This is a genomic window from Streptomyces sp. NBC_01335, assembly GCF_035953295.1.
In the GTDB taxonomy this organism is placed as follows: domain Bacteria; phylum Actinomycetota; class Actinomycetes; order Streptomycetales; family Streptomycetaceae; genus Streptomyces.
In genome coordinates, this window is sequence record NZ_CP108370.1 from 5,307,398 (window position 1) to 5,329,210 (window position 21,813).

General features: G+C 74.0%; 14 protein-coding genes. 10 read left to right on the forward strand and 4 right to left on the reverse strand.

Features of this window, described 5'->3' with window-relative positions:
• Nucleotides 1-39 precede the first annotated feature (39 nt).
• The gene (locus tag OG599_RS22950; protein ID WP_327177862.1) at nucleotides 40-2,856 is read right to left on the reverse strand and encodes a lysylphosphatidylglycerol synthase transmembrane domain-containing protein; all 2,817 of its coding nucleotides are present in this window, start codon (nucleotides 2,854-2,856) and stop codon (nucleotides 40-42) included.
• A gap of 252 nt (nucleotides 2,857-3,108) precedes the next feature.
• On the opposite strand from OG599_RS22950, the gene OG599_RS22955 reads away from it, so the two are divergent.
• The 5 genes from OG599_RS22955 to nudC all read left to right on the forward strand — a co-directional run bounded on the left by OG599_RS22955 (nucleotide 3,109) and on the right by nudC (nucleotide 13,631).
• Nucleotides 3,109-3,639 (forward strand): MGMT family protein, encoded by a 531-nt coding sequence (locus OG599_RS22955; RefSeq protein WP_327177863.1) that lies wholly within the window; start codon nucleotides 3,109-3,111, stop codon nucleotides 3,637-3,639.
• 452 nt (nucleotides 3,640-4,091) lie between these two features.
• Entirely contained in the window at nucleotides 4,092-7,541 is a 3,450-nt protein-coding gene (locus OG599_RS22960) for an ATP-dependent helicase (RefSeq protein ID WP_327177864.1), read from the forward strand.
• A gap of 208 nt (nucleotides 7,542-7,749) precedes the next feature.
• Nucleotides 7,750-11,232 carry an ATP-dependent DNA helicase gene (locus OG599_RS22965; protein WP_327177865.1) on the forward strand — a complete coding sequence of 1,161 codons (3,483 nt, stop codon included), beginning with the start codon at nucleotides 7,750-7,752 and terminating at the stop codon, nucleotides 11,230-11,232.
• 10 nt (nucleotides 11,233-11,242) lie between these two features.
• Nucleotides 11,243-12,646, forward strand: a complete 1,404-nt coding sequence (locus OG599_RS22970; protein ID WP_327177866.1) for a dipeptidase — start codon at nucleotides 11,243-11,245, stop codon at nucleotides 12,644-12,646.
• Nucleotides 12,647-12,683: 37 nt separating this feature from the next.
• Complete coding sequence (gene nudC / locus OG599_RS22975) at nucleotides 12,684-13,631, forward strand: NAD(+) diphosphatase (RefSeq protein WP_327177867.1); 948 nt, start codon at nucleotides 12,684-12,686, stop codon at nucleotides 13,629-13,631.
• A gap of 233 nt (nucleotides 13,632-13,864) precedes the next feature.
• Here the strand turns inward: nudC and OG599_RS22980 are convergent, their stop codons facing one another.
• Nucleotides 13,865-14,122, reverse strand: coding sequence for a glutaredoxin domain-containing protein (locus OG599_RS22980; protein WP_266708857.1), 258 nt, complete (start codon nucleotides 14,120-14,122; stop codon nucleotides 13,865-13,867).
• A gap of 292 nt (nucleotides 14,123-14,414) precedes the next feature.
• Here OG599_RS22980 and OG599_RS22985 point away from each other — a divergent pair, with 292 nt between their 5' ends.
• From OG599_RS22985 to OG599_RS23005, 5 genes are all read left to right on the forward strand, one after another.
• A complete protein-coding gene (locus OG599_RS22985; protein ID WP_327177868.1) occupies nucleotides 14,415-16,637 on the forward strand; it encodes an ATP-dependent DNA helicase UvrD2 in 2,223 nt (740 codons plus the stop codon).
• A gap of 175 nt (nucleotides 16,638-16,812) precedes the next feature.
• Entirely contained in the window at nucleotides 16,813-17,148 is a 336-nt protein-coding gene (locus OG599_RS22990; protein WP_327177869.1) for a hypothetical protein, read from the forward strand.
• A gap of 172 nt (nucleotides 17,149-17,320) precedes the next feature.
• The gene (locus tag OG599_RS22995; protein ID WP_327177870.1) at nucleotides 17,321-17,689 is read left to right on the forward strand and encodes a WhiB family transcriptional regulator; all 369 of its coding nucleotides are present in this window, start codon (nucleotides 17,321-17,323) and stop codon (nucleotides 17,687-17,689) included.
• A complete protein-coding gene (locus OG599_RS23000; RefSeq protein WP_442809509.1) occupies nucleotides 17,686-18,045 on the forward strand; it encodes a hypothetical protein in 360 nt (119 codons plus the stop codon). Before OG599_RS22995 ends, OG599_RS23000 begins: the two co-directional genes overlap by 4 nt.
• Before the next feature lie 399 nt (nucleotides 18,046-18,444).
• Nucleotides 18,445-18,645, forward strand: a complete 201-nt coding sequence (locus tag OG599_RS23005) for a hypothetical protein (protein WP_327177871.1) — start codon at nucleotides 18,445-18,447, stop codon at nucleotides 18,643-18,645.
• 369 nt (nucleotides 18,646-19,014) lie between these two features.
• On the opposite strand, the gene OG599_RS23010 is transcribed toward OG599_RS23005, so the two are convergent.
• Together OG599_RS23010 and OG599_RS23015 are read right to left on the reverse strand one after the other, a co-directional pair.
• Entirely contained in the window at nucleotides 19,015-20,577 is a 1,563-nt protein-coding gene (locus OG599_RS23010; RefSeq protein WP_327177872.1) for an ABC1 kinase family protein, read from the reverse strand.
• A 71-nt stretch (nucleotides 20,578-20,648) separates the two neighbouring features.
• A complete protein-coding gene (locus OG599_RS23015; RefSeq protein WP_327177873.1) occupies nucleotides 20,649-21,791 on the reverse strand; it encodes a ThiF family adenylyltransferase in 1,143 nt (380 codons plus the stop codon).
• Nucleotides 21,792-21,813 lie beyond the last annotated feature (22 nt).

A 21,813-nucleotide genomic window follows, 5' to 3' on the forward strand; every position in this document is an offset into this window, starting at 1 on the left:
GGAGGCGTGCGCGCTCCCGGCCGCCGTACGCCCTTTCGACTACAGCTGGCCCCGGCGCGTCAGCTGGTTGAAGCAGAGCCAGCCGGGGAGCACCGGCAGCCAGAGGGTCATCACGCGGAACAGCAGCACCGCCGGAGCCGCGACCTCCTTGGGCAGCCCGACCGCGATGAGACCGATCGTCAGCGCACCCTCCACCGCACCCATGCCGCCCGGGGTGGGCGCCGCAGACCCCAGGGCGTTGCCCGCGAGGAAGACCACCGCGACGCTCGCGTACGACAGCTGCGGCACGTCCGGCCCGCTGAACGCCCGGACGGACGCGTCCAGGCAGAGCACGAACAGCACCGTCAGCAGCAGCATCCCGCCGATGCCGGTGGCCAGCTTCTGCGGGCGCTGCACCACGTCCAGCATGCGCGGCACGACCCCCGCGAACAGCGACCGCACCCGCGTCACCACGAACTTGCGCAGGAACGGGATGGCCGTCACCACCAGCACCAGCACCGCGACCGTGAGCAGCCCGGCGATGACCGTGCGGGACGGGGTCAGCGAGTCCGGCGTCTTCTCCGTACCCGTCAGATACCCGAACAGGGCCAGCAGCAGGATGTGGCAGCCCAGCCCGAACAATTGCGAGGCACCCACACTCGCGACCGCGAGACCGGGCCGCACCCCCTGGCGCTGGAGGAAACGGGTGTTCAGCGCCACCCCGCCGACCGCCGCCGGAGCCACGATCTTCACGAACGACCCGGCCACCTGCGCCAGCACCGTGCGCCGGAACGGCACCCGCTCGGGCACGAAGCCCAGCAGGCTCATCGCGGCCGCCACGTAACTCAGCGCCGAGAAGCCCAGCGCCGCCGCCACCCAGCCCCACTCGGCCTGCTCCACGACGGTGCCGAAGTCGGCCTGGGTGATCTGCGAGATCACGAAGTACGCGGCGATGGACCCGGCGATGAAGCTCAGCAGGGTGCGCGGCTTGATGCGCTCCAGCCGGACCGGCTCGACCGGGGCCTGCGGGCGGATCAGCAGCACCTGACGGCGGATCTGGGTGAGCAGGTCCTCCTCGCGGGCTTCCTCCCGCGCCTCGTCCAGGGCCCGCTTCTCGGCCTGCTTCTCCGTACGCTGCGACTTCCGCTCGGTCTTCCGCTCCGACTTCCGGTCGCCGGGGGAGGCCACCGTGGAGGAAGCGGACTCCGCCCGGTCCCGGCGGGCCGCGTCCGAGGCCTCCAGCGCCGCCTCGCGCTCCCGCTGCGCCCGCTCGCGGGCGAGCCGGCGCAGGGTCGCCCGGGTGGAACGGGTCAGCGCGATCGGCTGGAGCAGCGGCAGGCACCCGGCCACCGCGTCCGGCCCCAGCACGGCGAGCGCCCCGGCCACCGACCGCTCGGCCCCCACCCGCAGACCGAGCGTGGTCAGCAACTGGGCCACGTCCATCCGCAGGATCAGGTCACCGGCCGCGATCTCACCGCCGCGCAGATCGGTGACGTACACCTCGCCCTCGTCGTCGACCAGGATCGCGTCCCCCGCGAGCCTGCGGTGCGCGATCCGCCGCGACTGGAGCGACCGGACCTGCTCCCAGGCACCGCGCACCAGGTCGTCGGTGATCTCCGCGTCCTCCAGGGCGTCCAGCGACCGGCCGCCGATGTGCTCGTACACCAGCATCACGGCGTCCGGGCCCAGCTCGGAGGTGGCGATCAGCTTCGGCGCGTTCGCCCCCGCCGCGATGGCCGCGTACGCGAGCAGCGCCTCCTGCTCCAGCGCCTGGCGCAGCGACTGGATGGAACGCCGCTGGGTGATGGAGCGCAGCGTGATCCGCCGCCAGGCCCGGTAGAAGAACCCCTGGGCCTGCTGCTCCCGGTCCACCACCGTCACGTCGAGCGGCGGACCGTCCTCCAGGGTGACCCGGTAGCGCCGGCCCCGGTCGTTCTGGTCCGGGTTCTCGGGCGGCTCCTCGGCGCGCAGTGCGGCGACCGGCCGGAAACCGACGTGCCGCAGACCGGCCATCAGGTGCTGGCCGGTGGGCCGGACGTTGGGGGAGCCGACGCCGTACAGCGTTCCGTACGCGACGGTCCAGCCGATCAGCACGGTGAGGACGATCGAGAACGGGGTGGTGTACCCGCCCACCAGCATGGCGAACGCGTCGAGCAGCAGCACCACCCAGAGCACGACCCGCCAGCGCGGGCGCCGCGCCATGCCCACCGCCGTCATGTACGCGATGACGGGCGCGAGGTAGCCGTGCACCGGGTCGGTCAGCGCGTGACCGGGCTGCTGCTGGGTCAGCGCGTCCTGGATCGAGCCGGGGGCGGACCGGGAGACCCAGAGATCGGTGGCGAGCGTCACCCCGTGCGCGAGCACGGCGGCGAGCACCCCGTCCGCGATGCGCAGCCCGTCGCGTTTGATCAGGCGCTCGATGGCGAAGGCGACCGGGACGAGCAGCACCGCGATGCTCGACACCAGCCCGGCGATCTTGATCAGGAGGTCGGGCGCCTGCTCGGTGCCCCGGGAGATGTCGTCCTCCAGGCCCGTCGTGGTGCCCTGGGCGAAGGCGGCGACGGCCAGCAGCACCGCGATGGCGAGGACGCCGACGAGCAGCCGCAGCAGGTCGGACGGGCGGTGCACCCGGGCGGCGAGCAGCGGCTCGTCGCCCGAGACCCGCTCGGTGGGCCCCTCGCCGGTGCCCGCCCGGGTCGAGCCGGTCAGGCGCGGGGGGCCGTCGGGGGCGGCGCCGGACGTGCCGGGTGCCTCGCCGGTGTCGCCGGCAGCTGCTTTCTCCGTACGGGTGGGGTCACCGGTGGGGTCCGGCGTGGAGCCGGAGCCGCCTGGCTGCGAGTCGGCATCGGAGGCGTCCGCCGCCCGGGATGGCTGCACGCCCTGCTCCTTCGTCGCATCTGGTCGATCTTCGTGTTCTCGTATCACCGGTCACCGCCCGCACGATGGTGGCACGGCGGGAGGACACACGGAGCCATCAGGGTGCACTGCCCGTGCGCGCGAGGGGGAGGATTCGCCCCTTTGCCCGGGCGCGCGTTCCCGGCCGGCGCGGTCCGCGCGCTCCCTCCCGGGACCTCCGGAAATGTCCGTACGGGTGCCCCGGTGTCGGTGGCGTACGGCAAGATGGGGCGGATGAGACAGGACCGGACGCGCCGGCACGGCGGTACGGACGACGGCGGCGCGGACGACCGTGTGGACGACGGCGAGGGTGACCGTGTGGACGACGGCGCCTCCCGCCGCCCGTCGGCGGACGGCGGTGCCACCGGCGCCCCGGCCGCGCAGGTCCCCGCCGAGCTCCCGGAGTACGCCGAGCGGGTCCTCGACGTCGCCGACCTGATCCCGCCCGGACACGTCATGACCTACGGCGACGTCGCCGAGTGGCTGGGCGACGGCGGACCGCGCCAGGTCGGCCGGGCGATGGCGCTCTACGGCTCCGCGGTGCCCTGGTGGCGGGTCGTACGCTCGGACGGCACGCTCCTGCCCGGCCACGAACTGCGCGCGCTGGGCCACTACCGCGACGAGGGCACGCCGCTGCGCGGGGCCGCCCGGTCGGCGGAGGGGCATCTGCCGCGGATCGACATGCGGCGCGCACGGTGGGACGGCGGGACCGGGGAACCCGGCGGGTCCGCCGGACCGGACAGGGGCGAGGAAGCTCACACCTGACAGCTTCGGCCATCGGAGCCCGGCAGTCGCCCTCCTCCGGCCCCGTATCCCGCGCGTCGCCGGACGGGCCCGGCGGGACCGGGGACACCCCGGGCCGACCGGGGTGCACCGCACACGTGACGAGCGACGCAGCAGACCCGCGTCCGCCCGCGCCCGCACTGGCGTAGCGTCGATGCCCGACGTGGACCCGAGCCCCTGCCGCACCGCTTCCATCCGCGCACCTCTCCGTATCTCTCCCGCCCCGACCCCACCCCACCCGACCCGACCCGACCCCGCTCCGCCCCGACCCGCGACCGGCGCCGTCCGTCCCGACGGCGGTGCACCACCAGCCCGCGCACCACCAGCCCGCGCAGCACCAGCCAGGCGCAGCACCAGCCGGGCGCACCCCCGGCCCGCGCACCGTCAGCCCCCGCACCACCAGTCAGCGCACCACCGACAGGACCGGCGAACCAGTGAGCTCCTCCTCCACCACCCGGCACGACCCGCCCCGCGAAACGCGACGGCGGGCGCCGGGCGCGTACCGGCTGGTGCGCACGCCCCCCGGGTCGGTGGAGCCCCCTGTGCTGGACGCGGCGCAGCGCGCGGTGGTTGATCACCCGGGCGGACCGCTCCTCGTGCTCGCCGGACCCGGCACGGGCAAGACCACGACGCTCGTCGAGTCCGTCGCCGCGCGGGTGGCCGCCGGTACGGACCCGGCCCGCATCCTCGTGCTCACCTTCAGCCGCAAGGCCGCGGTCGAGCTCCGCGACCGGATGGCCGCCCGGCTCGGCGCGGCGCGCGGACCGCAGGCCACCACCTTCCACTCGTACTGCTACGCCCTGGTCCGCGCCCACCAGGACGCCGACCTCTTCGCCGATCCGCTGCGCCTGCTCTCCGGACCCGAGCAGGACGTCACCGTCCGCGACCTGCTCGCGGGCCAGCTCGACCTGGAGAAGTCCGGCCGCACCCACATCCGCTGGCCCGACGAACTGCGGGCCTGCCTGACCACCCGCGGCTTCGCCGACGAAGTGCGCGCCGTCCTGGCCCGCAGCCGTGAGCTGGGCCTCGACGCCGACGCCCTGGCCGACTTCGCCCGCCGTACCGGCCGCCCCGACTGGGGCGCGGCGGCCCGGTTCCTCGCGGAGTACCTCGACGTGCTCGACGCGCAGGGCGTCCTCGACTACGCCGAGCTGGTGCACCGCGCGGTCCTGCTCGCCGAACGCCCCGAGGTCGCGGAGCGGCTGGCCGGGGAGTACGACGCCGTGTACGTCGACGAGTACCAGGACACCGACCCGTCCCAGGTACGGCTGCTGCACGCGCTGGCCGGCAACCGCGTGGGGCGTACGCAGGCGAGAACGGGCCCCGGGGAAGAGGCGCGGGGCGGCGGCCGGACGCTGATCGCGTTCGGCGACCCGGACCAGTCCATCTACGCCTTCCGGGGCGCCGACGTGAACGGCATCCTCGACTTCCCCGACGCCTTCCGTCGCGCGGACGGGGCTCCCGCGCCCGTGGGCGTCCTCACCACCTCCCGGCGCTCCGGCGCCGGTCTGCTCGCCGCGACCCGGCTGCTCACCCGCCGGATGCCCCTCACCCGGCTGCCCGCGGACAAGGTGCGCGCCCACCGCGAACTCACCCCCGTCCGCGACGGCGGCCAGGTGGAGGTGTACACCTACCCGACCGCCTCCACCGAGCTCGACAACGTCGCCGACCTGCTGCGCCGCGCCCACCTGGAGGACGGCGTGCCCTGGAACGAGATGGCGGTGCTGGTACGCGCCGGGGGGCGCTCGATGCCCTCCGTGCGCCGGGCGCTGACCTCCGCCGGGGTGCCGCTGGAGGTCGACGGCGACGACCTCCCGCTCCGCCACGAACCCGCCGTCGCCCCGCTGCTCACCGCCCTGCGCGCGGTGGCGGAGGCCGCCCTGCGGCAGCCGCCGGGCGACGACACCGACGCCGCCGACGACACCGACGCGGCGCCCGCGACCGCGACCGTGACTGCTCCCGCGACCGATCCGGTTCCCGCGCCCCGTCCCGCTCCCGCTCCCGCGAAGAGCGTGCTGGACGAGGAGACCGCCCTCACTCTGCTCACCTCCCCGCTCGGCGCCATGGACGCCGCCGATCTGCGCCGCCTCGGACGGGCCCTGCGCGACGACGAGCGGGCCGCCGGCAACCGCGTACCCCCACCCTCCGGCGAGCTGCTCGCGCTGGCCCTCGCCGAACCCGAGCGGCTCGCCACCCACGACCCCGTCTACGCCCGGGGCGCCCAGCGCCTCGGCACCCTGCTGGCCCGGGCCCGGACCCTCCTCCAGGAAGGGGGCACCGCCGAGGAGGCCCTCTGGACCCTCTGGAACGGCACCCCCTGGCCCAGCCGCCTGGAGCGCGCCGCGCTGCGCGGGGGCGCCGGCGGGCGCAACGCCGACCGCGACCTGGACGCCGTGTGCGCCCTCTTCGAGACGGCGGCCCGCGCCGAGGAACGCACCGGCGGGCGCGGGGCGCTCAACTTCCTGGAGGAGGTGGACGCCCAGGACATCGCCGCCGACACCCTGTCGCGCCGGGTCGCCCGGCCCGACGCGGTCCGCCTGATGACCGCCCACCGCTCCAAGGGCCTGGAGTGGCGGCTCGTCGTGGTCGCCGGGGTGCAGGAAGGGCTCTGGCCCGACCTGCGCCGCCGGGGCTCCCTGCTGGAAGCCGACCGGATCGGCCGCGACGGACTCGCCGAACCCCTGACGCCCGGCGCGCTCCTCACCGAGGAACGCCGGCTCTTCTACGTCGCCGCGACCCGCGCCCGCGAACGCCTGATCGTCACCGCCGTCAAGGCACCCGCCGACGACGGCGACCAGCCCTCCCGGTTCCTCGCCGAACTGGGCGTCGAGCCCCGCGACGTCACCGGCCGCCCCCGCAGGCCGCTCGCCGTCGCCTCCCTCGTCGCCGAGCTGCGCGCCACCACCGTGGACCCCGCCGCCTCCGACGCGCTGCGCGAGGCCGCCGCCCAGCGCCTCGCCCGGCTCGCCGCGCTCACCGACGACGAGGACCGCCCGCTGGTGCCCGCCGCCCACCCGCACCGCTGGTGGGGCCTGGACGAGCCGACCCGGTCCGCCGTCCCGCTCCGCGACCGGGACCAGCCCGTCGTGCTGTCCGGCAGCGCCCTCGACCAGCTCGCCCACACCTGCGCGCTCCAGTGGTTCCTCGGCCGTGAGGTCAAGGCCGACGCCCCCGCCACCGCCGCCCAGGGCTTCGGCAACGTGGTGCACGTACTCGCCGACGAGGTGGCCTCCGGCCGTACCCCCGCCGACCTGGACGTCCTGATGGAACGGCTCGACACCGTCTGGAACGGTCTGGCCTTCGACGCCCCCTGGAAGTCCGACCAGGAGAAGGGCCAGGCCCGCGCCGCCCTCGAACGCTTCCTCCACTGGCACGTCATGGACCGCTCCGGGCGCACCCCCGTCGCCGGGGAGCACGGCTTCGACGTGACCCTCGAAGCGGGGGAGTACGCCGTCCGCATCCGGGGCTCCATGGACCGCGTCGAACGCGACGCCGAGGACCGGGCGTACGTCGTCGACTTCAAGACCGGCAAGCAGGCACCCACCAAGGACGAGGTGGCCCGCCACCCGCAGCTCGCCGTCTACCAGCTGGCCGTCCGCGAAGGCGCCGTCGACGAGGTCTTCGGCGGCCGGCGCCCCGAACCCGGCGGCGCCGAACTCGTCCAGCTGCGCCGCCCCGCCCCCAAGAAGGAGGGCGGCGAGACCTCGCCCCAGGTGCAGGCCCAGCAACCGCTCGCCGGGGAGTGGGTCTCCGACCTCCTCGCCACCGCCGCCGGACGCGTCCTCGACGAACGCTTCACCCCCACCACCGGCACGCACTGCGGTCACTGCACCTTCCGCGCCTCCTGCAGCGCCCAGCCCGAGGGGCGCCACGTGGTGGAGTGACGGTGACCACTCCGGCGTGACTGCGACTGCGCCGACCACCGGCCGTACGGCCCGTTCGGCGGCGGACGTACGACCCCTGGGGTCGGTGGCCGGCCGTACGCCCGGGGCGGCGGCGGTACCGAGGCCCGTTCGGCTGCGGACCTACGGCCCCCGGGGCGGTGGCCTCGGTCCGGGACACGATGTCGGCGGGGCCGGTTACCGTTCTCGGGTGTCCTCACGTCTCACCGATCCCGAGCAGCTCAAGGAGCTGCTGGGCATCCCCTTCACCCCGGAGCAGACGGCGTGCATCACCGCGCCGCCCGCCCCGCAGGTGATCGTGGCCGGAGCCGGCTCCGGCAAGACGACCGTGATGGCCGCCCGCGTGGTCTGGCTCGTCGGCACCGGCCAGGTCGCCCCCGAACAGGTCCTCGGCCTCACCTTCACCAACAAGGCCGCCGGAGAACTCGCCGAACGCGTCCGCAAGGCCCTGATCGCCGCCGGGGTCACCGACCCCGACGCCATCGACCCGGACAACCCGCCCGGCGAGCCGAGCATCTCCACGTACCACGCCTTCGCCGGCCGGCTGCTCACCGACCACGGGCTGCGGATCGGACTCGAACCCACCACCCGGCTCCTCGCCGACGCCACCCGCTACCAGCTCGCCGCCCGGGTGCTGCGGGACGCCCCGGGCCCCTACCCGGCGCTCACCCACTCCTTCCCCACCCTCGTCGGCGACCTCCTCGCGCTCGACGCCGAGCTCGCCGAGCACCTGGTCGAGCCCGAGACCCTCGCCGCGTACGACACCGGCCTGCTCCGTACGCTCGAAAGCGCCAAGCTCTCCAACGACCAGCTGCGCAAACTCCCCGAGACCGCCCGGGCCCGGGGCGAACTCCTCACCCTCACCGAGCGGTACCGGCAGGCCAAGAGCGGCCGGGACCTCGTCGACTTCGGCGACCAGATCGCCCTCTCCGCCCGCCTCGCCCTCACCCGGCCCGAGGTCGGCGCGCTGCTGCGCGACGAGTTCCGGGTGGTGCTCCTGGACGAGTACCAGGACACCTCCGTCGCCCAGCGGCTGCTCCTCTCGGCCCTCTTCGGCCACGGCCCCGGCGGCACCACCGGCCACGCCGTCACCGCCGTCGGCGACCCCTGCCAGGCGATCTACGGCTGGCGCGGCGCCTCCGTCGCCAACCTCGACGACTTCCCCCACCACTTCCCGCACGCCGACGGCACCCCCGCCACCCGCCACAGCCTCAGCGAGAACCGCCGCAGCGGAGGGCGCCTCCTCCAGCTCGCCAACGGCCTCGCCGAACCGCTGCGCGCCCGGCACGAGGGCGTCGAGGCGCTGCGCCCCGCCCCCGGGGCCGAACACGACGGCATCGTCCGCTGCGCCCTGCTCCGGACCCACGCCGAGGAGATCGACTGGCTCGCCGACTCCCTCGCCCACCTCGTGCGGACCGGCACCGAGCCCGCCGAGATCGCCGTGCTCTGCCGCACCGCCTCCGACTTCCCGCAGATCCAGGCCGCACTGGTGGCCCGCGACGTCCCCGTCGAGGTCGTCGGGCTGTCCGGGCTGCTCCACCTCCCCGAGGTCGCCGACCTGGTCGCCGTCTGCGAGGTCCTCCAGGACCCGGGGGCCAACGCCTCCCTCGTCCGGCTGCTCACCGGCCCCCGCTGGCGCATCGGCCCCCGCGATCTCGCCCTGCTCGGCCGGCGGGCCCGCCACCTCGTCCACCGCGCCTCCCCGGGCGACGGGGACGCCGACGCCGACCTGCGGCTCGCCGAGGCCGTCGAGGGCACCGACCCGGCCGAGGTGATCTCGCTCGCCGACGCCCTGGACACCTTCCTGGACCAGGGCGGCGACGAGGACGACGGGCTGCCGTTCTCCGCCGAGGCCCGGGTCAGGTTCGCCCGTCTCGCCGCCGAACTCCGCGACCTGCGCCGCTCGCTCGCCGACCCGCTGATGGACGTCCTGCACCGGGTCCTCGCCACCACCGGCCTCGAAGTCGAGCTCTCCGCCTCCCCGCACGCGCTCGCCGCCCGCCGCCGCGAGACCCTCGCCAACTTCCTCGACGTCGCGGCCGGTTTCGCCTCCCTCGACGGCGAGGCCACCCTCCTCGCCTTCCTCGGCTTCCTGCGCACCGCCGCCCAGTACGAGAAGGGCCTCGACAACGCCCTCCCCGGCGGCGAGAACACCGTCAAGGTGCTCACCGCCCACAAGTCCAAGGGCCTGGAGTGGGACGTGGTCGCCGTCCCCGGCCTGGTCACCGGCCAGTTCCCCAGCAGCCGCGCCCGCGAATCCTGGACCTCCCAGGCACAGGTGCTCCCGCACGCCCTGCGCGGCGACGCGGCCACCCTCCCTGCGCTGGACACCTACGACGCCAAGGCGCTCAAGGCGTACCAGCAGGAGATGAAGGAGCACCAGCACACCGAGGAACTGCGCCTCGGTTACGTCACCTTCACCCGCCCCCGCTCCCTGCTGCTCGGCTCCGGCCACTGGTGGGGGCCCTCGCAGAAGAAGACCCGGGGCCCGTCGGCGTTCCTGGACGCGCTGTACGAACACTGCGCCGCCGGGTACGGCGAGATCGAGGTCTGGGCCGAGGAGCCGGAGGCCGACGAGGAGAACCCGGCACTCGCCGCCCCGGACGCCGACATCGCCTGGCCGCTGCCCCTGGACGCCACCGCGACCGCCCGCCGCCGCGCCGCCCGGGACACGGTCCTCGCGCACCTGGACGCCCGTGCGGGCGCGGCGGCGCTCCCGCACGCCGAACCGGAGCCCGAGCCGGCCCCGGTGGAGGTCGACGAGGACGGCGAACCGTACGCGGAGTCGTACGAAGAGGAGCCGGCCTGGGACGACTGGGACTCCCTCGCCACCGACCGGCCCGACGCACCCGGTCCCGCCGAGGCCCCTCCCGGACCCGCCGACGACGCCCCCGCCCCCGCCGAGGGGGCAGGACCCGCCGGCCCCCTCCCGTACGTCCCCGCCGCCCGGCCCCCCAGCGAGCTCACGCCCGAGGAGAGCCGCACCCTCGCCTCCTGGGACCGCGACCTCGACGCCCTCGCCGGGGAGCTGCGCCGCGCCCGCGCCACCGTGCGGGACGTCGTCGTGCCCGCCTCGCTCTCCGCCACCCAGCTGCTCCACCTCGCCGAGGACCCGGACGCCTTCGCGCGCGAACTGGCCCGCCCGATGCCCCGCCCGCCGCAGCCCGCCGCCCGCCGGGGCACCCGCTTCCACGCCTGGGTCGAGTCCCGCTGGGAAGAGCTCCCGCTGCCGATGCTCGGCTTCGACGAGCTCCCCGGCGGCGACGGTGACGAGAGCGACATCGACATCGCGGACGAGCGCGAGCTCGCCGAGCTGAAGGAGGCGTTCGAACGGACCGAGTACGCCCGCCGCACCCCGTACCGGGTCGAGACCCCGTTCCAGATCTCGCTCGCCGGCCGGACCGTCCGGGGCCGGATCGACGCGGTGTACCGCGCGGACGACGGCAGCCACGAGATCGTCGACTGGAAGACCAGCCGCCACCGCACCGCCGACCCGCTCCAGCTCGCCGTCTACCGCCTCGCCTGGGCCGAACTCCACGACCTGCCGCTCGACTCCGTGACCGCGACCTTCCTCTACGTACGCACCGGCGAGACCGTCCGGCCCCGCTCGCTGCCCGGCCGTCCGGAGCTGGAGCGACTGCTCCTGGACGAGCAACCTTCGCGGGCCCGTTAGGCTCAATGGCATGAGCGACACCCCGGACAGCGCCGTCCACCCGTACATCGAGCAGCACCGCGAGTCCTTCCTCGACGACCTCGCGGCATGGCTCCGCATCCCCTCCGTCTCCGCCCAGCCGGAGCACGCCGAGGACGTACGGCGCAGCGCCGCATGGCTGTCCGACAAGCTCAGGGAGACCGGATTCCCGGTCTCCGAGGTCTGGGAGACGCCCGGCGCCCCGGCCGTCTTCGCCGAGTGGCCCTCCGACGACCCCGAGGCCCCCGTCGTCCTGGTCTACGGCCACCACGACGTCCAGCCCGCCGCACGCGAGGACGGCTGGCACACCGACCCGTTCGAACCGGTCGTCCGGGACGGCCGGATGTACGGAAGGGGCGCCGCCGACGACAAGGGCCAGGTGTTCTTCCACACACTCGGCGTCCGCGCGCACCTCGCCGCGACCGGCCGCACCACCCCGGCCGTCCACCTCAAGCTGCTGATCGAGGGCGAGGAGGAGTCCGGCTCCCCGCACTTCCGCGCCCTGGTCGAGGAGCGCGCCGACCGCCTCGCCGCCGACGCCGTGATCGTCTCCGACACCGGCATGTGGGACGAGGACACCCCGACCGTCTGCACCGGCATGCGCGGCCTCGCCGAGTGCGAGATCCAGCTGTACGGCCCCGAGCAGGACATCCACTCCGGATCGTTCGGCGGCGCCGTCCCCAACCCCGCGACCGAAGTCGCCCGGCTGGCCGCCGCCCTCCACGACGAGCAGGGCCGCGTCGCCGTCCCGGGCTTCTACGACGGTGTGGCCGAGCTCACCGACGCCGAGCGCGCCCACTTCGCCGAGCTGCCCTTCGACGAGGCCACCTGGCTGCGCACCGCCAAGTCCACCGCCGCCCGGGGCGAGGACGGATACACCACCCTCGAACGTGTCTGGGCCCGCCCCACCGCCGAGGTCAACGGCATCGGCGGCGGCTACCAGGGCGTCGGCAGCAAGACGATCATCCCGGCCTCCGCCATGGCCAAGATCAGCTTCCGGCTGGTCGCCGGCCAGGACCCGGACCGGGTGGAGAAGCTCGTACGGATCTGGGTCGAGAGCAGTCTTCCGGCGGGCATCCGCCACCGGATCACCTTCCTGCCCGCGACCCGCCCCTGCCTGACCCCGCTCGACCACCCCGCCCTCCAGGCGCTGGCCCGGGCCATGGGACGGGCGTTCGGGAAACAGGTCCTCTTCACCCGCGAGGGAGGCTCCGGCCCCGCCGCCGATCTTCAGGACGTGCTCGGCGCACCCGTCCTCTTCCTCGGCATCTCCGTACCGTCCGACGGCTGGCACGCGCCCGACGAGAAAGTCGAGCTCGGCCTCCTTTTCAAGGGCGTGGAGACCACCGCCCACCTCTGGGGTGAGCTGGCCGCCGCACTCCGCCGAACCAACTGAGTACCCGATCCGCCCCGGGGGAGTAGGAAGCAGCACCTTGAGTACCTTCGACCACGACCACATCGACCGTCCCATCGGCCTCACCGCACCGAGCGGCATCGACCGCGCTGCCCACCACCGCCTGGACGAGGCGTGGCTCGCCGTCGCCTGGAGCCACCCCACCACCAAGGTCTTCGTCGTCTCCGGCGGCCAGGTCCTGGTCGACGACACGGCCGACGGCGGCACCGAGATCGTCATGACGCCGGCCTTCGAGGCCCCGCTGACCGAGACCCACCGCTACTTCCTCGGCACCGACGAGGACGGCGTCAGCTACTTCGCCCTCCAGAAGGACTCCCTGCCCGGCCGGATGGACCAGCAGGCCAGGCCGGCCGGACTGCGCGAGGCGGGCCTGCTCCTCAGCGCCCGCGACGCCGGTCTGATGGTGCACGCGGTGGCCCTGGAGAACTGGCAGCGGCTGCACCGCTTCTGCTCCCGCTGCGGCGAGCGCACCATGATCGCGGCGGCCGGGCACATCCGCCGCTGCCAGGCGTGCGGCGCCGAGCACTACCCCCGTACCGACCCGGCCGTGATCATGCTGGTCCTCGACGACCAGGACCGCGCCCTCCTCGGCCGCCAGGTGCACTGGCCGGAAGGCCGGTTCTCGACCCTCGCCGGGTTCGTGGAGCCGGGCGAGTCGATCGAGCAGTCGGTCGCCCGCGAGGTGCTGGAAGAGGCCGGGATCACCATCGGCGAGGTCGAGTACGTCGCCAGCCAGCCCTGGCCCTTCCCCTCCAGCCTGATGCTCGGCTTCTTCGCACGGGCGACCACGTCCAAGATCGACGTGGACGGCGACGAGATCGAGGAAGCCCGCTGGTTCTCCCGCGACGAGTTGACGCAGGCCTTCGAGTCGGGTGCGGTGCTGCCCCCGAACGGCATCTCGATCGCGGCCCGGCTCATCGAGATGTGGTACGGCAAGCCCCTGCCAAAGGCACGCCCGCTGGGCTGAGCCCGCCGGGACCCGCAGGGCTGTCGGGGTCTGCGCGACTGCCGGGGCCTGCAAGGCTCTCGGGGTCTGCGCGACTGGTCGAGGCCTGCAGGGCTGTAGGGGTCTGCGGCCGTCGGGGGCGGTCACGCAGCGGCCGACCGCCCGTCGGATGATCACACAACGCGCGAGGCCCCCGCCGGGTTCTTCACCGGCGGGGGCCTCGCGCGTCGCGTACGGCGGGTGGAGCGGGGTGCTCAGGCGCCGAGCGCCTGCTTGACCTGGGCCAGGCTCGGGTTGGTCATGACGACCTCGGAGCCGCCCTGCGCCGGAACGATCCGGACGGTGGGGACCGTCTGGTTTCCGCCGTTCGCCTTCTCGACGAAGGCGGCCGACTCCGGGTCCAGCTCGATGTTGATCTCGGTGTACCCGATGCCCTCGCGGTCCATCTGGCCCTTGAGGCGGCGGCAGTAGCCGCACCACGTGGTGCTGTACATCGTCACAGTGCCCGGCATGTCGCTGGTGCTCCTCTGGTCGTCTCGTCCGTTTCGCCGCACGCCCGAAGCCGGAAAAGGCCGAAAAGGTGCGGTGTCCGGGTCCCTGCGCGCCGCACCCGTGACGGGACGGCGAACTGGGAACCCGCTCCCACAACGCTCACACCCCTGCCACCATTCCCCGGCCCTGCCGCCCGGGCCGCCCGTCCCGGCCCTTCTGCCGTCCCGACCGGAGGCCGCTCCGGTATGACGAATGGGTCACCCCTGTGGACAACAATTCCGGTGGCCTCCGGCGACCTGGCAGCATGGCAGGGTGACAGCAGCAACGCACTCCACCCTCTTCCCCCAGGTGCCCGAGTCCCCGGACGCGGTCCTGGAAGTGCTCGATCCCGAGCAGCGCGAGGTCGCCCTCGCCCTGCACGGGCCGGTGTGCGTGCTGGCCGGAGCGGGCACCGGCAAGACCCGCGCGATCACCCACCGCATCGCGTACGGCGTCCGCGCCGGGATCCTCCAGCCTTCGACGGTGCTGGCCGTCACGTTCACCAACCGCGCCGCCGGAGAGATGCGCGGACGCCTCCGCCAGCTCGGCGCGTCCGGGGTGCAGGCGCGCACGTTCCACTCCGCCGCCCTCCGCCAGCTCCAGTACTTCTGGCCGAAAGCAGTCGGTGGCGAGCTGCCCCGCCTGCTGGAGCGCAAGGTGCAGCTGGTCGCCGAGGCGGCGGCCCGCTGCGAGGTCCGTCTCGACCGGAACGAGCTCCGTGACGCCACGAGCGAGATCGAGTGGTCCAAGGTCACCCAGACCGTTCCGGCGGACTACCCGGCGGCCGTCGCCAAGAGCCTCCGCGACGCCCCCCGGGACCCCGCGGAGCTCGCCAAGATCTACGCGATGTACGAACAGCTGAAGCGCGACCGCTCGGTGATCGACTTCGAGGACGTGCTGCTGCTCACCGTCGCGATCCTCCAGGACCGCCGGGACATCGCCGACCACGTCCGCGCCCAGTACCAGCACTTCGTGGTCGACGAGTACCAGGACGTCAGCCCGCTCCAGCAGCGGCTGCTCGACCTCTGGGTGGGCGGCCGGGACGACCTCTGCGTCGTGGGCGACGCCAGCCAGACGATCTACTCCTTCACCGGCGCCACCCCCGACCACCTGCTGAACTTCCGCACCGCCCACCCGAACGCCACCGTGATCAAGCTGGTCCGCGACTACCGCTCCACCCCCCAGGTCGTCCACCTCGCCAACGGACTGCTGAGCCAGGCGAGCGGACGGGCCGCCGACCACCGGCTCGAACTCGTCTCCCAGCGCGACAAGGGCCCGGAGCCGGTCTACACGGAGTACGCGGACGAGCCGGCCGAGGCGGAGGGAACCGCCCGCCGCATCCGCGACCTCATCGCCGCGGGCGTCCCGGCAGGAGAGATCGCCGTCCTCTACCGGGTGAACTCCCAGTCCGAGGTCTACGAACAGGCGCTCGCCGACGCCGGGGTGCCCTACCAGCTGCGCGGCGCCGAGCGGTTCTTCGAGCGCCGGGAGGTCCGGGAAGCCGAGGTCGCCCTGCGGGGCGCCGCCCGCGCAGGAGGGAACGACGCCCTGCTCGACGGCGCCGAGGGCCTGCCCTCCCAGGTGCGGGCCGTGCTCTCCACCCAGGGCTGGACGCACCGCCCGCCCGCCGGCTCGGGGGCGGTGCGCGACCGCTGGGAGTCGCTGGCCGCGCTGGTCAGGCTGGCCGAGGACTTCGAACGCGCGAAGCCCGACGCCACGCTCGCCGACCTCGTCCGGGAACTCGCCGAGCGCGCCGCCGCCCAGCACGCGCCGACGGTCCAGGGGGTCACCCTGGCATCGCTGCACGCGGCCAAGGGGCTGGAGTGGGACGCGGTGTTCCTGGTCGGGCTGACCGAGGGCATGATGCCGATCGCCTACGCCAAGACCGACGAGCAGGTCGAGGAGGAGCGCCGCCTCCTCTACGTCGGGATCACCCGGGCCCGCTTCCACCTCGCGCTCTCCTGGGCGGTCTCGCGTTCCCCGGGAGGCCGGGCCGGCCGACGGCCCACCCCCTTCCTCAACGGACTCCGCACCGGCTCCGGGGGCACCCGGGGCGGCGCCGGAGGCGGCGGAGGCATCGACCGCGGTACGAGCACGAGGACCGCCACCACGGCCACACGCGCCGAGGGCGCCGTCCAGCGCAAGAAGTGGGGACCGGTGCGGTGCCGGGTCTGCGGCCGGACGCTGACCGAGGCCGGCGAGATGAAGCTGATGCGCTGCGAGGACTGCCCCTCGGACATGGACGAGGCGCTCTACGAGCGGCTCCACGCCTGGCGGGCCGCCCGGGCCGGCGAACTCTCCCAGCCCGCCTGGTGCGTGTTCACCGACAAGACCCTGATGGCCATCGCGGAGGCCGTCCCCGGCAGTGAACGCGAGCTGGTCGTCATCGCCGGCGTCGGCAACCGCAAGATGGGCCGCTTCGGGAGCGATGTACTGGCCATCTGCGCAGGTGAGGATGTGGATGAGGGGGATCGCGAGGGTGCCGGCGAGAGGTGAGGAAAACTCGTCGGAAAAATAGTTTGCGCCCGCACCAGTCGTCACCATAGGTTCTTAACCACGGAAACAGCGGCTTCTCCGAAGCCCACCTTCCGTGCTGTACTTGGCTGTACCCATCCGAATACGCAGGACCGGCCCGACCGGTCCCCCGAGACGCCGAGAGGAGGCGATTCCAGTGATCAGCATCATCAAGACCGTCAAAATGACCGATCGCCCCGTCGTCTCCGCATGCTCGCTCGGCCTTCTCGGTTCCTCGGATGTCTCGCTCATCAGCACCGGTCTGTCCGGCATTTCCGCCGTGCGTCCGCTGCCTCTGGCGTCCCTGCCCGTAGTCCGGGAGCGCAATGAGCGACCGATGCAGGCATCGGCGGCAGCAGGAGCGAAGGCGGAAAAGGCTCAGGCCTATGCCTTTGCGGCAGCCGGTGCCGGATTCGCCAGCAAGAAGCAGATGACGCACCACCACACGATGTGGGCCTTCCGTGGGCCTGAACCCTGGAGCGATCCAGCCTGATCCAGCATCAGGTCGGCACCTTCAGGGCCGCGGAACCCCACTCGGGATCCGCGGCCCTTTTGTTTTGTCCGAACGGATGAGACGGAACGAAGGAGCCTCGGGACAAGCAGTACCTGGTACCAGCCGACAACCGGCCAACAGCCGGAACGACCAGACGAGGACACCACTCACCGTGCAACTCGAAGCGCACGCCCCGTCCGTACCGCCTTCCGACATGATCGTCCCGCCCGGTTCCACGGAGGACCCCACCTTGTTCCCCCTCTCCACCCTCACCGCTCTCGACGACGCCATCGAGAATCTCGGCACCCCGGTGCCCTGCCGCTCCTACGACCCCGAGGTCTTCTTCGCCGAGTCGCCGGCCGACGTCGAGTACGCCAAGTCCCTCTGCCGGACCTGCCCGCTCGTCGAGGCCTGCCTCGCCGGCGCCCAGGAGCGCCGCGAGCCTTGGGGCGTCTGGGGCGGCGAGCTCTTCGTCCAGGGCGTCGTCGTCGCCCGGAAGCGGCCCCGGGGCCGTCCGCGCAAGAACCCGGTCGCGGCGTGACCGCCGACCTGGGAGCGATGTCTCCCGCAGTACTGCACCTGGTCGGCACCATCGACCGCCCCCACACTCATGACCCGCGAAATCAGGCACCCATGACCACCCCCACGAAGGAGCCCGTCGGCTCTGCCACCCCCGACGTCACCATCTCCGGCGCGAACGACTCGCGTCAGAACAGGAACCGCGAAATGCAACTCATCCCAGAAGCCATGGCTCGTGCGCATATGCACGACCGCCTGGCCGTCGCCGAGGCGGAACGCCAGGCCGTCCGCCTGGTCTACGCGCGGCGGATGCAGCGCAAGGCCGAGCGCGCGTCGCTGCGCGCCCGCCGCGCGCTCGCCATGGCGGTCATGCAGTAGGGCGAGCGGGAGGAACCACGCGCTCCTCGGAGCCCAGCTCCACGCGCAGGAGCCACCGCACGTACGAGTCGCCCCACGTACGAGTCGTCCCACGTACGAGCCACCGCAGGATCACCACCCCGCCCGCCGGGGCCCGCCGAACAGGGCCGGCCCCGGTGGGCGGGGTCGTTCGTACACGGACGAGTGCGCGGGAGCCCCGGAGCTCAGGAGCCTCGGAGCTCAGGAGCCTCGGAGCTCAGAAGCTCCGGAGCCTCAGGAGCGCGGAGGGGTCTCAGCGGGGGAGCCGCGGAGGAGTGCGCGGGACGTGGGGTTTCGGCCATGTGTCGTGCGGGCCCCGGTCTCGTTTCCTGCCGTGCGTTCTGCCGCGCCGCCCGTCAGTCGCGGAGTTATCGTCACGGCGTGGACGAGGAGACGTATCACCCCCCGCTGCCGGAAGCCCCCCATGTGTCCTGCGCGCGGTGCGGCACCACCGCTGGTACGAGCGCACCACCCACCTGGATGTGTGCGGTGGAGCACGGCGTGCGCCAGTACTTCTGCGAGAGCTGCGCACGCACCCACATCCGGGCCATCGAAAGCCGGCTCGACCCCGCATTCTGGTGAGCCCGGGCTTTGAGCGGCCGGCCCGGCCCCGGGCGGCAGGTCCGGCCCCGGGCGGCAGGTCCGGCCCCGGGCGGCAGGTCCGGCCCCGGGCGGCAGGTCCGGCCCCGGGCGGCAGGTCCGGCCCCGGGCGGCAGGTCCGGCCCCGAGCGGCCGGCCCGGCCCCGGGCCTGGCTGCTCGGAGCCCGGCTGCCCTCGCCGCGCTGCCTCGGGCCGGCGCTGCCTCGGGCCCGCGCTGCCCCGGGCCCGCGTTGGCCGCGGCCTCTTCGGCCCTGACCAACCTGTTCCCGCCGGCCACCCCGGACAGAGGGGTGAAGGCCCCTGCCGCGCCCGCCCCTGCGCCTCCTCGGTCTCCCGCGCCTCCTCGGACTCCTACACGTCCTCGGTCTCCAGCTCCTTCCGCCCGTCGGCGCCCGCCCACGTCGGCCCCCCGCTCCCGTCCTCCGGGGCGACGGAGCCCCCGGGACCACCCGGGCCGTCCGCATCACCCGGGCCGTCCGGACCACCCGGGCCGTCCGCGTCGCCCGGACCACCCGGGCCGTCCAGGCCGACCGGGTCGGTGAAGCCGGGAAGCCACGCTTCGAGCTCGTCCCGCAGGCGTACCGTCGCGCCCAGCTGGCACAGCACCCCGATCGTGCTCAGCGTCACCCGGTGTATGAGGAGATAGGCCGGCGGAAGGTTCAACTGCCTCCCGAGCCGGTGCGCGGGGGAGCGGGGATCGGCGATCCGGGCCGCCTGCGTGCGCAGCCACCCACGGCTGAAGGCGAACGCCTCCAACCGGGCCGGTTCGATCACGGGGAGCAGGTAGTCCAGGACCGCGTCGGGGTCCAGATCCACGGATTCCGGTACGAAGCCCGCCCGCCGGAGCAGTGCGTACACCTCCTCCGCCTCGCCGAGCAGCGTCATCCGCAGGGCCTCGCCGATGATCCCGGGCAGCCCGCCCGGCAAACGGTCGACCGTGCCGAAGTCCAGCACCCCGAGCCGCCACTCCCGCGCCTCGCCGAGGCCGGGCAAGTCCTCCGACGGCGCGGTGGCGGGCGGTTCTGGCTCCTCCCCGGCGGGCGGCAGGAGGCGGAAGTTTCCCGGGTGCGGATCGGCGTGGAGCAGGCCGGTCCGGGCCGGGCCGGAGAAGAGGAACCGTGCGAGCAACTGGCCCGCCCGGTCGCGCTGCTCCGGCGTTCCCCGCTCGATCACCTCGGACAGGGGGACCCCGTCCATCCACTCCGTCACGAGGACCTGGTCCGACTGGAACACCACCCCCGGCACCACCACGTCGGGGTCGTCCGCGAACTCGGCCGCGTGCTCCTCCTGGGCCCGCGCCTCCAGGGCGTAGTCCAGCTCCTCCGACACCCGGTCGCGCATCTCCTTGATCAACGGCTTGATGTCCATGCCGGGGATCAGCGGCCCGAGGAGCCGCGCGAACCTGCTGAGCTGGGTGAGGTCGGAGAGCAGCGCCTCCCCGGCGCCCGGATACTGCACCTTCACGGCGACCTCGCGCCCGTCCTGCCAGACCGCCCGGTGCACCTGCCCGATGGAGGCCGCGGCGGCGGGCTGGTCGTCGAACGAGAGGAAAAGATCGCGCCAGTCCTCGCCGAGCCGCTCCGCGAGCACCCCGTGGACCGTGCGCACCGGCATCGGGGGAGCGGCCTCCTGGAGCTTCGTCAGTGCCGCCCGGTACGGCCCGGCCACCTCCTCGGGCAGGGCGGACTCGAACACGGAGAGCGCCTGCCCGAGCTTCATGGCACCGCCCTTCAGCTCACCCAGGGTCTTGAAGAGCTGGTCCGCCGTGCGCTGCTGCACCTCCCGGGCCACCAGCTCGGCCGGTCTGCCGCCGATCCGCTTGCCCAGGCCCCAGGTGGCCCGGCCGGCGAAGCCGAGCGGCAGCGCGGCCAGTTTCGCGGTGCGGGTGACCGCCTTGCGGGGAAGATCAGACATGTGCTCCTCCAGTTCGCGAACTGCCGTGCCGGGCGCCCTTCGCGTCGGTCCGACGACGGCGGTCACGGCGGTCACCCGGCCATTGTGTCGTGAGCCGGGCCCGAGGCGGGGGAAAGCGCCCCGGTGGTGCGAGCGGCGCCGCATACACACGCCTGGTGTGGCGCGATCCGTTCGCTGCGCCACTCCATGAGGGGCAAGGCGGCTTCCCAGCGGGCGCCCGTGGTCGCCGGCAGTTCGCCGTCCAGGAAGGACAGGGCGTGCGAAGCGGCCAGCCCGGCCACCGCCGCCGACAGCGCGAGGTCGCAGGCCGGCACCGCGCCCCGGCGCCCGGTCCGCCACTGCGCCACCAGGCGCGGCCACTGGGCGTCCTGGTCCGCCCGGTGCAGCCCCAGACAGCCCGCGCACCCGGTGCCTCCGGGCAGCACCAGCGGGCCGACCACCCCGGTGGCCTCGATCACCCCGGCGTACAGGTGAGGGGTGCCCGAGGAGATCCACGGCTCGGCCGTCCCCGGGTCGGGGGCGTACACCGCGAGGCCGTCGCGCGGGGCGACCACGACCAGGGAGAGCCCGGGGCCGCCGCTCTCCTGCCCCGCGTCCGCCTCCGTCGCGCGCGGCGGAGCACCGGCTGCCGAGCGGCGCACCAGCCGGCGGGCCGAGGCGTCCCGGCGCTCTCCGACGGCCGAGGGCGGGAGGCCACCGGGCGCCACGTCCCAGGGTTCCGTCAGGCCACCGTCCAGCACGTCCACCCGGCCCACCCCCGACCCCGAGAGCAACGCCGCGACGGCCGCGCCGACCCGCCCCGCGCCCCGGACCTGCACGCGCATCGCCCGCCGCGCGGCGAGCCGGCGGACCGCGCTCCCCGGTTCGGGATGCACCACGGAGAGCGAGGCGGCGTCCGGGCGCTGCCGGTCCAGCACATCGGCCCGGCGGCGTAAGGCCGCGGCCTCCGGGCCGCCCGCGTGCGGATCGTCCAGGAGCCCGGCGCCCGCCAGCCGCTCGACGAGCACGTCCACATGGCGCTCCGCCAGATCCAGGGAGCGGGCCTCCTCCTTCAGCAGGGGCAGCCCCCGGGTGCCGTCGAGCAGCTCCAGGAAACTCCCCGTGGCGATATCCAGAGGCCCGAAGGTGACGGCGTGCGCGGGCGTGACCCCGAATTGCACGGTGCTCCGTCCACGCCAAGCGCGGCGCAGTGCGGGCTTCAGCATCGGATGCATCTCTTTCTCCCTTTACGGTCCG

Bases quoted from the DNA above. Each gene is read 5' to 3' on its own strand.
- OG599_RS22980 (WP_266708857.1), bottom strand. From the start codon at position 14,122: ATGCCGGGCACTGTGACGATGTACAGCACCACGTGGTGCGGCTACTGC.
- OG599_RS22955 (WP_327177863.1), top strand. From the start codon at position 3,109: ATGAGACAGGACCGGACGCGCCGGCACGGCGGTACGGACGACGGCGGC.
- OG599_RS23010 (WP_327177872.1), bottom strand. From the start codon at position 20,577: ATGTCTGATCTTCCCCGCAAGGCGGTCACCCGCACCGCGAAACTGGCC.
- OG599_RS22970 (WP_327177866.1), top strand. From the start codon at position 11,243: ATGAGCGACACCCCGGACAGCGCCGTCCACCCGTACATCGAGCAGCAC.
- OG599_RS23015 (WP_327177873.1), bottom strand. From the start codon at position 21,791: ATGCATCCGATGCTGAAGCCCGCACTGCGCCGCGCTTGGCGTGGACGG.